8 protein-coding genes are annotated in these 15,983 nt (G+C 46.7%); all 8 read right to left on the bottom strand.

The window, feature by feature from the left end:
* Window positions 1–20 precede the first annotated feature (20 nt).
* The gene (locus ACVBDY_RS08395; protein ID WP_447175021.1) at window positions 21–3,296 is read right to left on the bottom strand and encodes a glycoside hydrolase family 2 TIM barrel-domain containing protein; all 3,276 of its coding nucleotides are present in this window, start codon (window positions 3,294–3,296) and stop codon (window positions 21–23) included.
* On the bottom strand, window positions 3,283–4,398 hold the full coding sequence (locus tag ACVBDY_RS08390; RefSeq protein ID WP_447175020.1) for a glycoside hydrolase family protein: 1,116 nt from the start codon (window positions 4,396–4,398) through the stop codon (window positions 3,283–3,285). Before ACVBDY_RS08390 ends, ACVBDY_RS08395 begins: the two co-directional genes overlap by 14 nt.
* 48 nt (window positions 4,399–4,446) lie before the next feature.
* A complete protein-coding gene (locus tag ACVBDY_RS08385) occupies window positions 4,447–7,293 on the bottom strand; it encodes a glycoside hydrolase family 2 TIM barrel-domain containing protein (protein ID WP_447175019.1) in 2,847 nt (948 codons plus the stop codon).
* A 9-nt stretch (window positions 7,294–7,302) separates the two neighbouring features.
* Window positions 7,303–9,504 (bottom strand): family 78 glycoside hydrolase catalytic domain, encoded by a 2,202-nt coding sequence (locus ACVBDY_RS08380; protein ID WP_447175018.1) that lies wholly within the window; start codon window positions 9,502–9,504, stop codon window positions 7,303–7,305.
* Between the two features lie 70 nt (window positions 9,505–9,574).
* Window positions 9,575–11,155 (bottom strand): sodium:solute symporter, encoded by a 1,581-nt coding sequence (locus ACVBDY_RS08375; protein ID WP_447175017.1) that lies wholly within the window; start codon window positions 11,153–11,155, stop codon window positions 9,575–9,577.
* Window positions 11,156–11,167: 12 nt separating this feature from the next.
* The gene (locus tag ACVBDY_RS08370; protein ID WP_447175016.1) at window positions 11,168–12,256 is read right to left on the bottom strand and encodes a Gfo/Idh/MocA family protein; all 1,089 of its coding nucleotides are present in this window, start codon (window positions 12,254–12,256) and stop codon (window positions 11,168–11,170) included.
* Between the two features lie 130 nt (window positions 12,257–12,386).
* Window positions 12,387–14,267 carry a right-handed parallel beta-helix repeat-containing protein gene (locus tag ACVBDY_RS08365; RefSeq protein WP_447175015.1) on the bottom strand — a complete coding sequence of 627 codons (1,881 nt, stop codon included), beginning with the start codon at window positions 14,265–14,267 and terminating at the stop codon, window positions 12,387–12,389.
* A gap of 82 nt (window positions 14,268–14,349) precedes the next feature.
* The gene (locus ACVBDY_RS08360; RefSeq protein WP_447175014.1) at window positions 14,350–15,981 is read right to left on the bottom strand and encodes a RagB/SusD family nutrient uptake outer membrane protein; all 1,632 of its coding nucleotides are present in this window, start codon (window positions 15,979–15,981) and stop codon (window positions 14,350–14,352) included.
* Between the last annotated feature and the right edge of the window lie 2 nt (window positions 15,982–15,983).

The raw sequence follows: 15,983 nt of genomic DNA, 5'->3' as shown, positions 1-15,983 counted from the left end.
CATTAGTATTTCTATTCAAATCATTGCAACATGGCATCCAACTCTCCTTCCATATAAGGAATAATACAAAAGTTATAATGATATTCTCCTGCCGGAACCTGGTATTTCTCCAGCGGTTGCCCTACTTCGGACCAACTGTCGTTCCCTCCTACTCCCATTTGCACGAGATCTATATTTACGGTAATGTAACCGGCATTCTGCAGATCAAAAGTATGTTTAGCTTTATTGATATCGGCTTCAGTATAGGGCCATGCACTCATACTTAACAAAGAATCGCCGGCCACGACCAGTAAACCTTTTTCCTTTCCCGAAGTTGTAAAGGCCATCCAGCGTACATCGGTACGGTTAGCGTTTTCCTGGGGCATTACATATGGTTCCGTAAACTTATCAAGCGGAAGGTTATATATTCCTGCTCCGAAACCGTGATTACGGTCGGAATAGTTCTCCAACGGACCTTTTCCGTACCAGGAGATACTCCTGTACGTATCTTTTATTCCGGTTTGCATACCCACTTTAGGAATATTGGGCAGGTCTTCAGAAGCTTTCAGGTGATAGTCTACATGTACCGTCCCATCCGCCGCAATCTTATAGATTACTTCTACCTCGGCTTTTTTCTTTATGACCGTATATGTATTCTGTAAGGTAACGGCACCATTTTCCTCCTTTACCTGCGTTTTTTTCAGTTCCGGTCGGGCATCGTACCAGGGTTTAAGTACTTTATCAGGTTTCCAGCCTTTCCGGTCGTTATCGGTAAGCGGTCGGGTAAAATGTGGCATCAGGGGACGAAATACCTGTTCTTCTCCACGGAACACATAGGAAGTCAACGCTCCGTTTTTCCGGTCGAAACTTATTTGAAAATCTTCTCCTTTAACTATGTAGGCACTTGATTTTTTTTGAATTTCCGGACTGATTCCTGTCATATTTGCATTAATCGTAACAGGCTTACGCTTTCGCAATATAAATTGGTCCGATGCTACGATGTGCCCTTTCGGGGCCCAGTCTTTGTCTTCCGGCAAACGGAAATTCAGGTTGAGCAGGTATTCGGAATCCTTATCCATTTCCGGCAGGTAAGATGCCATGCTAATCAAGGTATCTTTCCCGGCTTCGACAGCAAAGGGCGGAAGTTCTTTCTGCATAACGGAAATACCGTTTTTAAGCAGCTCTATTTCCGGTATGTATTCTGCCAATGAAATGGCTGAATGTCGGTTGGATATCCGTAGCATCTGTTCAACTTCCATACTGCTTTTTACCGGTTGAAAAACCCATTTGCATTCGTACATGGCTGCTTTCGGCCTGCCGTCGGAAGCTACGATGCCGTTGATATTAAAATTGCCATCGTGTAGTTTCTCTCCAAAATCTCCACCGTAGACATAAAATTCCTTTCCTGTAACCGAATCTTTTTTCTGCAATCCCTGGTCTTTAAAGTCCCAGATACAACCGCCTATAATCCTCGGGAGGGAATGAAATTCGTCCCATAGCTCTTTCAAATTACCGGTAGAATTCCCCATGGAATGCGCATATTCCACAAAAATAATGGGACGGGTATCCGCTTCCTGGTCGACCAACAGTTTTGGAGTAAACACCCCGGGATAAAAGCGGCTTACCATATCCACATAAGGCTCATCCGTCGGGTTTTCTATGCGATGGGCATGGTCTTTAGGGTAACCGGGTTCGCCGGGAGCTATGTATCCTTTTAGTCCCGGGTTTCCCTGTGCGGGTTCGTAATGTACGGGCCGGGTAAGGTCAAAATCGTGTGCCCAGCCCGCCATGGCGGCATAGGCCGGGCCCTTCCCTGCCTCGTTCCCCAGGCTCCAGAAAATTACGGAAGGGTGGTTTTTATCGCGCTGTACCATACGGGTTAGTCTTTCCATATGTGCGTGCAACCAGCGCGTATCGTTGGCCAGCTTTCCTCCCAGACCGTGTGTCTCCAGGTTGGCCTCATCCATTACCATAATGCCGTATTTATCACAGAGTTCATAAAAATAAGGATCGTTCGGGTAATGGCTGGTGCGTATGAGATTGAAATTAAATTGTTTGATCGTCTTTACATCTTTTTCTATATCCTCCCGGGTAAGCGCTTTTCCCCGGACCGGGTCATGATCGTGGCGGTTTACGCCATACACGTAGGTTTCCTTTCCGTTGATAAGCAGTTTGCTGTTTTCTTTGGAAAATTCTACGGAGCGGAAACCTACCTTGCTGCTTTTTACTTCTTCTATTTCGCCGGACGGGTTTCGAAGAACAAGCAATATAGTATACAGGTCAGGTGTTTCTGTACTCCACTTCCGGGGTTCTTTAATCTCTTTTTCGAACATCCCGAATTTTACATTATCGAGCCTCGGGTAGCTTTCGTTGAGGATCTCTTCTGCCTTTTTTTCCATCGGCCCGGAAAATACCTCCCGGTTTTCCGGATCGTACAGTTGTACCTGCAAAGTATAGTCCCGAATGGTATCGCCGGTGAGGTTTTCGATATCGGGACGCAGTTTAAAGAGGGCATTTTTATAGTTTTCATCCAGTTCGGCCTGCCAGAAGAAATCGCGAATCCGCAGTTTGGGTTCGGCCATGAGGAAAACTTCGCGCTGAATACCGCTCATCCGCCAATGGTCCTGGTCTTCGAGATAAGAACCGTCGCTCCAGCGCAGCACCTGTACGGAAAGTATATTTTCTCCTTCTTTCAGGTATGGAGTAACATTAAATTCCGAAGGTAAAAAACTATCCTCCCCGTAGCCTGCAAATTCCCCGTTTACCCATACCCGGAAAGCCGAACTGACTGCTCCGAAATGCAGGGTAATGTTTTTGTCTTTCCAGCCGGACGGAACAGTAAATGTACGCTGGTAGGAACCCACGCCGTTGTAATCAGCAGGAACAAAGGGTGGGTTCACCGGGCGAAAAGGATATACGGCGCTTTTATAAATAGGAATGTCATAGCCCTTCATTTCCCAGTTGGAAGGGACTTCTATCGTATTCCAGCCTTTTACCCTGTCAACATAAAAATCATTCGGGGCTTCGCGGAGATTTGCGCTGTACCTGAAATCCCATAAACCGTTTAACATTTGTATGCGGCTCTTATTCCTGTTGCCCTCCAGAGCATCTTCTACGGAAGTATAGGAATAGGCCGTTGTACGGGCTGCATCCCTGTTAAGGCTGGTCACCAGGGGATCTTCCCAGGGGCTATCGGCATATTTTTGTGGTACCCGGGGTATTCCTGCCGGTTCACCGGTTACGGTTTGCGCCAGGGCTAAACCACAACCGGCCAGAAAAGTACATATGATATAAAAAAACAGTTTATTCTTCTTCATTGTTTCCGGTTACAAAATACATATCACTTTCCCCGAGGTCTTTGGAGGTGGCAACGGCTATTCCACGCTGATCTTTTTTGTTTACGGCACAATAAAAATGGTATACTATACCGTCATGTTTCACCACGAACGATTTGTGAGCAAAGCGGTTATCGTAATCTTCGGAAGAACGGATCAGGTCTTCTCCCTCCCAGTCTTTCCAGTGGATAAGGTCATTGGAAACGGCAAAACGGTTAAATGCCCCGTCTTTCCAGAAGGCCCCGAAATAGAACATTACCCATACATCGTTGATCCGCTGAATATACGCATCCCCGGATATTCCCTTGTGATGATTGATCACCGGATCTTTTCCGAAACGCTCCCAATGTTTCATATCATCGGACACCGCCATACCGATACGCTCGGCACCGCGGGCAGGGTTAATACTATCTCCCCGGGCATTGTAATACATGACGAACTCGTGGCCTGTTTCCCTGTTTTCGTCACGGATCACGGAATTTTTGTACATGGTGCTATTGTCCCACCAGCTTACCTCTTTGTCTTTAGGGGTCAATACGGGCTCAGACAGCCTTTTCCATTCGTGTACCTCGTCAGGTGATTCTTCGGTATAGGCCATTCCTATGGAAAGTATTCCTGCCTCGTAACCCCTGCTATCCCCCCCGAAGTAGCTCATCCAGTATTTATCGTCATAGGTTTCCCAGGTGTAGCTCCCTCCCCATTCGTAGTCCTGCAAAGCGATATAGCCGGCTTTCTGGTTGACGTCCCAATCGGTAGTATCGGAGAAAGACATGATTTTTCCTTTCTCTTTCCAATGCAGCAGATCATCGCTTTCTCCCAGCCAGGTTTCATACCCGCGACCATCGTACATCAAATAGGTCATATACCACTTCCCGTCTTTCCGGAAAATACTTGGGCAATCCATCTTCAGGGAATCATTTGGCGGCACCATCACCAATCCGTACTTATACGGCGTTTTTATCTCCTCATAAATTTCCTGCATCACGGCATCCGTGATCTTTCTTTTCTGTTTCTTTTGGGTACATGCCACAGACAGGGCTAACAGGAGCAGGATTACCGGGATATATATTTTATTCTTGTCCATATATTATGCTTTTTTTGTTGCATAGGGAAACACGAAACTTTACAGAGCTTAGTATGACCTGAATTTCAGGAATAATGTATGTTTTTTTACGCCTTCTATCCATTTCGGTTGGGATGAAGGGCCTACGAGATCGGTGGCGTTTACCTTGTTTCGTACGGCAGGTATCACATCAAACACAGCTATACCTGTTTGTGGCAGGGTGTACAACAGGGCATCCCTGCCATCTCTGGGAGTATATACACCAAGATAACTGCCGGACTCGGGGTTACTTAACTGTACTTCTCCCTGCGAGGTACGGAAAACCGCCCATTGCCATTGGTTAAAATACCCCTTGAACTCGGGATATACAAAAGATTCTCCGGGGATGGGATCATTATAATCGTTCTCCCATACGTCGAGCGTAGTTCCCTGTAGACGATTTTGCCATACGCGGTACGGACCTTTCCCAAGCCACCTAATACTCTTCATGTTATCTTCCGGGTAATCGAAGGACACTCCTGCCAATTCCACTACGCCATGATAGTCATACTCATAATCCAGTTGTACGGTACCACCAGCTTTTACTGTCCACTGTACTTTTTGCAACGGTCCGAAATAGTCGGCACTGACAACTACTTCACCATTTTTTTCTTCCGCAGAGATATGTTGCAATTTTTCTTCGTAAGCTATTTCTTCATAGATACGGTCCTCTCCTTTGGCCGCATCTTTATCTACAGAACCATCAAGGGTCCTGTCGCCTCTTCGGGCGGCTATAAAACGAGGGCCATTGTTGATATCTATCACCTTCCCCGACTGAACAACCTGTTGCAATTTCCCGGTTTTCCGGTCTATTTTTATTTGTGTACCGGAAGCGGTAATCTGGTAATAGTCTACTGTTTCCTGCAGAGAGATTTTGCCTTCTGCATGCTCTGCCACCGGTTCTTTTTCTTTATCCCAGGTATAGGCCCATGTCCACAACTCTTTGCCTTCCGGGTCGAGTGCTTTGAGGTAAAGTACGTCCGCTTCCTTCCAGTTGCCGGGAAGTTTTATTTGGAGTTCCCCGGTAGCATGGGGGGCTATATCCGGCCCTTTTACCGTTTTCTTCACTATGGTCTTACGCTCTGCATTTTTGTCTTCCGGATTCGGAAACTGCGCCAGTTCCCATTCCAGTGTACAGCGATTGGTATTAGTGAAGTCGTAACGGTTTTCCAGGGTAAAGACGCCATCGAAATCGTCCGGGAGTCTTTCTTCCTGAGTTATCATTACCGGTGACCATATTTGTTTTATGGTATAGAAACTGCCTTCTTTTTCGTGGTGCGGACCTACGATACCGTCCGCCCCGTAATTTCCCTGGTTATCTATCCGCCCATCCTGATCGGTACGGGCAATACCTTCATCTGCATATACCCATAAATAACCGCCGCCGCTCCTGGGATGTTTTCTCATCACTTCCCAATAATCATGCAATCCCGCTCCGTGTCCGCCGTCATAGAGACCGTGCAGAAACTCGGTGGCCATAAAAATCTCTTCACCGCGGAAATATTCAAGCGTCTCCCCGTAGGACCTGTAGTGCATAGTCTCTACCCCGTTGAGTTCCTGTTGCGGATGTAATACGGGACGTTTTTGCAGATCCCAGATATCGAACTGGTTGTCGAGATTGGTATTCCAGCCGCCTTCGTTCCCGTTAGACCAGAAGATAATAGACGGGTGGTTCAGGTCGCGGGTTACCATTTCCCGGACCAGTTTTTTCCCTATGGCATCGTCGTAATGTCCGTGCCATCCCCCGAGTTCGTCCATGACATACAGTCCCAATTCATCACAGGCATCCAGGAATTCCGGATCGGGCGGATAGTGCGATAGCCTTACGGCGTTCATATTCATCTCCTTAATAAGCCGCACATCGGCATAATTGAGTTCCTTATTGAGCGTGCGTCCCGATTCGGGCCAGAAACTATGCCGGTTTACTCCTTTCATCAATACACGCCGGCCATTGACATAAATACCGTCTCCTTTATGTATTTCTATCGTATGAAAACCGAACCTGTCGGAAACTTTGTGTAACAGATCGTTTCTTTTGTAAAGTAAAAAATCAACATGGTAAAGATCCGGAGTTTCGGCGGTCCATTCCTTTATATTATCGAATGTACCGGCCAATCTTACCCTGTCGCTCCCCGGGGAAACTTCTCCCTGCAACGTCCCTTTCTTTTTGCCATCGGCACCGGTTATAACCGCTTCTACCCGGAGGGCGGAAGCACCTTCCCCGAGAAAGACATCCGCTTCGAAACTACCGTCCGCTTCGGCTTTTATGGCAGTACGTTCTATATTTTGCGCCGGACGGGCTTCGAGAAAAACGGGACGGAATATTCCACCGAAATTCCAATAGTCCGCCCTTCGCTCTGCAAGGTTTACACTGCCGTTTTCGGATTCTTTGCTTACGGTGACTTCGAGCAGGTTTTCTCTACCGTATTTCAACAAGCTGGTAACATCATACTGAAAGCGATAAAAAGCCCCTTGGTGTTTCGATCCGGCGGAACGGCCGTTAACTTTAACTTCGGTGTCGGTCATGGAACCGTCGAAAACTATCTTCACCCTTTTACTTTCCCATTCCTTCGGAACGGTAAAAGTATACTTGTATTCTCCGACCTCATCGGCTATACCGTCCGGGTGGGGCTTTCCGTAAAATTTGATACCGTATTGGTATTTGCCGTAGCCCTGCTGCTCCCATACGGAGGGTACTTCTATGGTTCCCCATTTCCCGCTGTTTCTTCCTTCTGATACTTTAAATTCCCATGTTTCGGTATCCTGGTAGCCTTTACCGGAAAGATAAAGGACTTCTGTTTCATTTCCTTGTTGCGCCCTGAGGCTATACAGGGATACAATGCTTAAGATCAGGTGTAAGAGAAATACTTTTCTCATGGTTAACGGTTAGTTTTTATATTTATATTGAATGTTGTATGTTTTTCCGGGCGCTATCTGCAATTGATAGGTATGTGCCGCAGTTTCCGTAATTTCCCCTTCACCGCAAACGGGTTTGGTCTTACTCTTAAAAGTTAGTATTCCCGTTCCTCCGGCTCCGCGAATGCGCATTTTCTTTATGCTGCAATACACTTCTATTTCTCCTTTTGGCGCAGGTACTTTACCCTCCATCCATTTCAGTCCGCCGAGATTCGGTTCTACCGAATAGGTTTCATAACCCGGTGCGGTAGGTTTTACCCCCAGGTAATACTTCCCGAAAAGGTATATGGGGCTCGCTCCCCAGGCATGGCACAGGCTCTTTCCGAAAGGTCTGCCATACATAGCAAGCTGGTCGGCTCCTTTTTCGGAGGGGTCGTATTTCTCCCAGAAAGAAGTGGCTCCTAGATCGAGCATGCCTCCCCAATAATCGCGTATTTCATCGAGCACGTATTCCTGTTCGCCCATGGCACAAAGGGCTTCGAGTTCATAAAAACGCATATATGGCGTGGTGATCTGCTGTACATCGTCATTCAGCAATACATTTTGTTTTACTCCTTGTTTTTGCTTTCCGTCCAGGTAATCAAAGAAAATGGCAAACATATTAGTGTAGCGGGTTACTTTATCTTTGGTTTTGCCCGCTACACGGTTGTGCAGGAATGCCTGTTTTTCTTCTGACCAGAATGCACGGAATATATCCTGTTTTAATACTTCGGCTTCTTTTTTATAGGTTGCGGCTGCCTCGTTATCCTCAACAATACCGGCACAGAGTGACATGGCTTCCAGACTGCGTGCCAACAGTAATTGTTCAAAACTAACCTCGCCTTCCTTGCTCAGTCCGTCCGCCCAATCGATAAAAACCCAGTCTCCGGCCAGCCCCTGCATCATATTATTTTCGTTACGCCTTTCCAGGCAAAAGTCCATCAACGATACCATACCGGGATATATCTGCCGGATAAAATCCTCATCCCCGGAATACAGATAATAGTCGTATACACCGAGGAACCAGTAAAAAGAATAGTCCATAATGGTATTGATATGGCTGTTTACCGGGTCTTTTCCGCGTAAGGCAAAAAGTGTTCGTTTTACCGAAGGGTTATCGAAAAACAGGTAGTAATTCATCAGGTAGCTCTGGTAGGCATCTCCGGACCATATCCACCTGTCGCGCTTTATGCCGTCTATAAAAAACTCCCGCGTGGTCAGGTGCATGGTATAGGCCGATACTTCCCATATTTTGTTGAGCAGATCGTCGGAGCTTTTAAATTCGCCCCGGTATTCGAGAGGCAGATATTCATATAACATGGATACGGAGTCTACCTGAGCCGTTCCTTCGGTGCGCACCTGCACATAGCGGAAGGCTTTGGAGGTATCGAGGGTATACGTTTCCAGCAGGGTTCCATCCACAATAATTTCATCCAGGGTTTCACAAGCTTCGACCGACCGGGCTTCCTCTTCCGATTCCCCGTAGTACAGGTTTACTTTTCCCTTTCCCTTTAGTCCGTGCAGGCGAATAAAACCAAAAGTCTCTTTTCCGAAGTCGGTTATAAATCCGTTGTTTTCTCCTTTAACGGATATGGCATGTTTCGGTGTGGTTTGCAGTTTAAATGCGGAAGGGGCGTTTTCGGGAGAATCGAAATTCCAGCTTCCTACCTGCTGCCATTCGGTCCCAGACTGACCAGAGGCACGACCTGTTTCGTCTATCCATTCCTTATCTTCATAAGTTACTTCCCACGAAGGGTCGCTAACCAGGTGTTTTCCCTGTACGAAAACGGCCGGAGTTTTCTCCTGGTTATACACTTTAATGGTAAGATGGTGCTTCCCGGCGGGAATGGTCATACGGGAGGGATCTCCATAATACATGGCTCCATCGAGTTGTATTTTACAATTCCCTTCGGAGGCAATGCTAATGATATCTTCCTCCGGAAAGGTAAAGTGCTTTTGGAACGTTACCAGTGCATACGGACTGTAATAACGCCACAAAGGTGGAAAGAATGCTCCGCGTTCCGTACGGCGTGCCTGCATTTTGTTACTCAACCATATTTCATAATCCCCGGGATACCAGATCCAGGTAGCATCCGGACTCTCATGCTGTGCGGCTACCGGTCCTCCGCATAAGCACAACATGGCCACTAAGGCCAGTAAACTGTAACGAATATATTTTTTATTGTTTTTCATTTTTATTTTTGTTGGCATGTATTTTCTTTTGCTCTACGTCTCAATAACTAACGACTCCGAAACTCCCCGACTACCAGCCGTTAAAAAGCAGGTATAACCCTATCATAACTACGGCCAGTGCTCCCCATAACCAGCGTACCGTACCGGACATCCGGGCTATCTGTGTTTCCTTCCGGTCTACTGTAATTTGTTTTTTCTTATCTGATATAGAAATAGCTATCATCAGCACGGACAATACCAGGAAAATATAAAAGGACAACAACAAAAAGTGTGGCCAGAAATCATGGGTTTCTGCCGGAAATACCCATAGATAAAAAATTCCTGTCCCTATGCTTAGGGCCGTCCCCAGGGTCAGTACAATATTCACGCCTTTTGTCGTGGCCTTCTTCCACAGAACACCAAAGAGAAATACCGTGGTCATGGGTGGGGCTATGAACCCGAGTACGGACTGAAATACGTCAAAAAGGTTCAGTCCCTTTATACTATCTATGCCCAAAGTAATAAATACGGCGATAGCTGCCCCGATAACAGTAACGAGATGGCCTGTTTTCCTGATCTTTTTGGAACCGGCTTCCGGTTTGTATTTTTTCACATAAATATCCATCGTAAACACAGTGCTCAGGGCATTCAGTGCAGAGTCAACCGTACTCACCAAAGCAGCAATAAGCACTGCCATAACCAGGCCCTGCATTCCCGGGGGAAAAAGTTCTGTCACCATGGTCATATATGCTTTATCCGGATCATCCAGGTTAGGAAAAAGTACGTAACACAGTATTCCTGGCAGGATAAACAGAGGAACATCCAGTATTTTGAGCCACCCGGTAAAATTGGCTCCGAATTGTCCCTGTTTTAAATTTTTTGCTCCCAGAACCGACTGTACCATCGACTGATCCGTACACCAGAACCACACGCCCATCACCGGATATCCGAGTAAAATAGCCGGCCAGGGATAGTTTGTATTGTCCGAAGGTAGAAAAAGGTTCCAGAATTCGGGTGGTGTGGCATCCTTCAGGGCGCCGATACCACCGGCCTTATCCAACCCGGTAAGAGTAAGTGCCAGTGATACTACAATAAGTAATATCATTTGGAATACATTGGTATACGCTATGGTTTTGAGTCCGCCCGCAATAGTAAAGAAAGCTGCAATAGCCAAAAGGACAATGACGGAAAGCCACAGGGGAAATCCTAATATCTGCCGGATAAGGACACCCCCGGCAAAGAGAGTAAGTGACAACCAGCTTATAAGAATCGTTATCAAGGTATACCATGCCAGAATATTCCGGGTGGAGTCTCCGAATTTATTGCCCATATAGCCGGGCAGCGTAGCCGTTCCGCCACCGAGATATCTCGGCGCGAAAACAGCGGCAAGCAAGAATATAAACACAAAAGCATACCACGCAAAATTTCCGGCTACGACACCGGTGGTAAAACCTATACTCGCCGATGCTATTAGCATGGAAGGGCCCACATTGGTCCCCCACATGGTAAAACCGATACCAGGCCACCGTAGCGAATTTCCGGCCAGAAATGGGTTATCCCCTACGGCACTTTTGCTCCTGAAGCTTACCCAGGCACCAATACCGATCACTATAATGAGATAAATCCCCACTACAATAAAATCGATCGGTTGTAACTTATCGTATATGTTCATTTTTTCGGTTGGTTAACAGCTCTGATCCAAGCCGTATTCTTCCAGCACATCCTTTATTTTCTCCGGTTTTCCTGATTTCAATGATCTTTCCATTGCTTTCAGCAGGGCAACGGTTCCCATACCTTCCGTCAGATCGGGATATGCGGTTTCATTGTTGCGTATGCATCCGGCAAAATATTCCAGGTAATTGCGGTATTCGCCAGCATGATGGCTTTTACCTTCAAAAGGGAAATAATATTTGAGTTTATGTTCCCAGGTTATGATACGTTCTTCTCCGGCATTGTCGGTAATAGCATACCGCAGGTCCATATAATCGCCCTGACTGCAACCTTCGGTACCGCGGAGTATGCAACTCATTTCACTATCTCTCTTTACAGGTTGTACCGGACCGGTATATGCCCCGGAAACCCGGGCTATCCTTCCATCCGAAGCCCGGAAAATGAAATGCATCGTATCCGGGTTTTTCAGTCCTCCCATTTTACCATTGGCACTTAGCATACCATATCCCATTACTTCCTCCACATCAGGCAGATACCAGCGGATAAAATCCACAGGGTGGCTCAATCCTCCATACAACCATTGGAACGACGGTTCAAGCGACCAGGGTTTGGCCAGAAACCAGCGATGATCGGCATGATAGTACGCTTCTACGGTAATAAGTTCGCCTATTAGCCCGGCCTCATAATCCTTCCGCTGCCGTTTCATAGGCTCAAAAAAGCGGCTGCTTTGTCCGACAAATAATTTCAAGTCTTTTTCCTTCTGAAGTTTCAGCAGCCCGGCCGCATCTTTCAGATCGTCGAGCAAGGGTTTCGTACAGACCACATGTTTCCCGGCCCCTAAGGCAGCCCTGATATGCGAAGCATGCAAATGGTCCGGGGTATAGATAGCTATGGCTTCTATTTCCGGGTTATTTAACATCTCTTCATATTTGGTAGTATAATTACCAAATCTCATTTCTTCACTTCTTTTGCGACATAAATCTTCGCTCAGATCACAGATCTGAACGAGTTCTATTTCCGTACTTGACAGGGCGGCATGCATGGTGCTTCTGCCTTCGCCCAGTCCGAGTATTCCAAGCCGTAATTTTTTATTGTTTATCATTGTGCTTAGATGATTGGTTTGCGTTTCCTTCCGGGGTAACCCCCTCTGCCTGTACTTCAATTAACTCGGCAACCACGGCATCTCCCCTGAAGGAGAGAGGATTATGTTTACACTTTTTCAAATGCAGCGCCTATTCTTTTAAAATATCATTGTATTCCGGTTCAATACCGGCATTTTTTCTTATTTCTTCAGATACATCCGGGCCGTTATTCTCCCATTCGTTGCCGGGACCGGGAGTGTTGGAAAAGAACTTGTCTTTTTCCGTCCAGTTATCTTTTATCCTGATATAAGACGACCCTTCATCCAGATATACATACTGATAGTGTTCCGGTATATGGGCATAAGGGGCTTTCATCAGATCGTATATGGCATTCTCACTGATCTCGGTATTGGGCTGGGCGGACAACGTATACACGCCCCCGACATCATACATTTGTTTGGCAAAACGGTGTATCCTGTTGGCATGCACCAGGTTATTATGGGAAGCATTCACCGTTTTTGTCCATCCCCAGCCGACGCATATTCCCGAATAGTTGACGTTTCTTATTTCGTTGTGCTCGATGGTTACGTTCTGCGCATAGCCCACACTTATACCGACACAACCCCAGTCCTCATTGGTAGCATCGGACACCAGGTTATTGGCTATTCGTATGTCACTTACCAGCTCGCGACGGTCGGAAGGATTATAAGGCAAATGCGCTTCAAAATCGGCATTTCCGAAATAACCTGCCTGTATTCCCGTTCCGCCTATATCCCGAAATACGTTTCCTTCTACACGACTATGGTGCACCCCTGTAATAAAATCGACCCCCGTCGCCGCCATATGGGTAAAACGGCACCGTTCAATAGTAATATCATTAGCATATTCCGCCTCCAAAGCGGCAGGCTGTCTTCCTATCCAGGCCTGGTTTTCGAGGGCGGCTTTGTCCGGGGTTCCCGGGGTTTCCAGCTTATATGCGTCGAGAAGGTAAAATCCGGCCTGCAGCGGTACATGTCCTTTACGGGAGGGGCGTAACCAGGTAGTATGTGCAAATTCTATCCCTTTAAAAGTAATATGGGATACCGGGCGATCTGCTGAGCCCGTAATTTTTGTAATCGATTGCAAAAATGGAGCGATAATTTCAGCTTTTTGCATGTCTTCACCTTCTTCCGGCCAGTAGTATATTTTCCCGGACTTATAATCGGCAAACCACTCTCCCGGATTGTTGAGCAACTCTATGGCGTTACTGAAGAAAAATGCCGAATTGCCATTATACTTCTTTTTTTCGTCTATAAATGGTGCGGGCCACGGATGCTCGAATTCTATTTTACTCTCGGGCTGCTCAAAAGTAAGTTTGGTTTTGTTGCCGTTTACCTGTACATTCCTGATCCGGAGATTGGCTATGGCCCACCACTGATGAATTATAAATTCCGGGTGGGAACCATTGCCAAACGTAATATCGGGCGTAGGAATCCACAGGGCTTCCTCTTCACTATCTACAGAAAGAATACGTTTCAGTTGGCCATCGTTAAGCGTATTGGCCAGCACGGCCTTTTTACCATTTACCCAAAGCTGCCGGAATTGCAGCCAGTTTCCTGCCATAAAAGGTATATCGGCCACCCATACCTTTCCCGAAGCTTTTATGGGAAGGCCAGGTACCTGCTGCTCCGGTTTTTTCCAATTGGCAATGATCCGTCCACCGGAAACCAGGGGATGTGCCCCTTCTGCCGCCCGTATTATCGTGGGGTTGTCCGGGGTGCCGGAATCTTCCGGTCTTATGAGTACAGAAGCATCCGGTCTGTATACCCCGTCCTTGAGGATAATATGTATGCCCCCCTGTATGGAAGGATCATTCAGCCTTCGTAACTCCCTTGCCTGTCTTAATGCCATGTCAACCGATGCCAGGGGTTTTTCCTCCGTTCCGGGATTCCGGTCATTTCCGCTACTGGCTACCCATATTTCCGAAGACCGGCAATAATTTACTGAAAACAAGGTGCATAACACAGTTGCTACTAATAATAAATGTTTCATTACACGATATGAATTCTATGTGTTCTGCCCAAATTTAAAACTTCCGCAGGTTTCAACTATCCTGTACTTACTTGCAGTTTTGTTAATATCCCGGATTTTGTTCCAGTCTGGCATCGATGTTGGCATCTATGGCAGAAAGCGGGATGGGGAAAAGATTATGGTATTCCTGAACGGAATTTCCGCTTTCCGGGTTATACAATCTCACCCTTTCTGCAAGCTTCCCTACCCTGTTTAGTGTTAGCCTTCGTGGTTCTTCTATGATGAGTTCCCGCGCTCTTTCGTCCAGAATATAGTCCAGTGTAACTTCTCCCGGCCCTACTTCTTCTGCATGGGCACGACGTCTGAGCTCATTAATATCGGCGGCAGCCTGTTCCGAATTTCCCATACGCCAATAGGCTTCCGCACGAAGCAGGTATGTTTCGGCCAGGCGCATGATGTAGGTATCTTTAAAAGCTCTGCCATAGGATTCTCCTTCCGGAAATAACTGCGGTTCTATTTTCATGATCATGGGATAATAATTCACCATGGTATCGGACTGAACGACAACGGGGTTCACTTCCTGCCCGAAATATGGAGAATCCGGGTTGTTATAGTAGTATTTTCGTTTGATATTGTATGTGGAATTCCTCATATCGGAAGGATCGTCTTCCCAGATATTGTTATAGAAGTACGGTGTAGGCCTCACCCAGGCCACTCCTCTTCCCAGACTATCTGTGGTGAGTTGCATCCCGGTATTTCCCTCAAGGTCCTTGATATCCCACCATTGTGGCCCCCATGCCCGTAACCAGCCGTTGGAATACCATTTTTGCCCTCCTGCGGTACCACCTGGAGTCTGAAATTCAAATTGCAGTGCCCAGATGGTCTCAGTATTTGTTGTAGTGGAACGGTTCTGGTTTTCATCCTTAAATAAATCGGCAAAAACGTCGCCGGGCCTGTCGGTATAATTTCCGAACCGCTCTGTCATCAGCCTGTAACGCGGTGAATTTATAACTTCCGTAGCACTGGCTACCGCAGCTTCATAATCTTCCAGGCTTATATATACCTCAGCCAGCAGGTGATTTGCCGCTCCCTGCTCTATCCGGCCATCTTCAGGGGCTTCTACGGGTAGCCACCTGCTTGCATATTCCAGGTCTTCCCGAACGAATTCATAAACTTCTTCTCTGCTGTTTCTTACGAAATCTGTTTTCGGGATATCGGACAGACGGTCTACAACAGGCACTCCTCCGTAGAGATTGGCCAGGAGGTTATAAGCATATCCCCTGAAAAACCTCGTTTCTGCGATAATGGCATTTTTTTCCTCCTCACTTTCCCAGGAAATGTCCGGATTGTCTATATATGCCAGTATATTATTAGCCCTGGGAATAAGGTCCAGATAGGCCCAGTTCCAGTAGAATTCCACACTCCATTGGGTGGGAGTTAACCACGTCTGATAGTTCTCAAAATCGGCCAGTCCCCGATCACCGGTACAGGCAACATCGGTTCCCAGCCAGAAGGAGTTCATACGCGAGCCATCGGGATAGAAAAACAGTTCTCTTGCAGCAATATGCAGACTGGTAATGGCACTTTCAAAACCTTCTTTATCGACCAGCAGGTTTCCGGAATTCGGTATTCCTATGGGCTCTTCGTCCAAAAAATCTTTCTGACAGGATGATAGTACAGATACTATTACCGCCATCATCAGATACGTACTGATTTTTGTATAAATAGTTTTCATCG

It is taken from the genome of Sinomicrobium halophytocola, from assembly GCF_052983395.1.
This window is presented reverse-complemented; position numbering and strand designations above follow the sequence as displayed.

Coding starts and splice junctions, on each gene's coding strand:
- ACVBDY_RS08395 (WP_447175021.1), bottom strand. CDS start 3,296: ATGAAGAAGAATAAACTGTTTTTTTATATCATATGTACTTTTCTGGCC.
- ACVBDY_RS08390 (WP_447175020.1), bottom strand. CDS start 4,398: ATGGACAAGAATAAAATATATATCCCGGTAATCCTGCTCCTGTTAGCC.
- ACVBDY_RS08385 (WP_447175019.1), bottom strand. CDS start 7,293: ATGAGAAAAGTATTTCTCTTACACCTGATCTTAAGCATTGTATCCCTG.
- ACVBDY_RS08380 (WP_447175018.1), bottom strand. CDS start 9,504: ATGAAAAACAATAAAAAATATATTCGTTACAGTTTACTGGCCTTAGTG.
- ACVBDY_RS08375 (WP_447175017.1), bottom strand. CDS start 11,155: ATGAACATATACGATAAGTTACAACCGATCGATTTTATTGTAGTGGGG.
- ACVBDY_RS08370 (WP_447175016.1), bottom strand. CDS start 12,256: ATGATAAACAATAAAAAATTACGGCTTGGAATACTCGGACTGGGCGAA.
- ACVBDY_RS08365 (WP_447175015.1), bottom strand. CDS start 14,267: ATGAAACATTTATTATTAGTAGCAACTGTGTTATGCACCTTGTTTTCA.
- ACVBDY_RS08360 (WP_447175014.1), bottom strand. CDS start 15,981: ATGAAAACTATTTATACAAAAATCAGTACGTATCTGATGATGGCGGTA.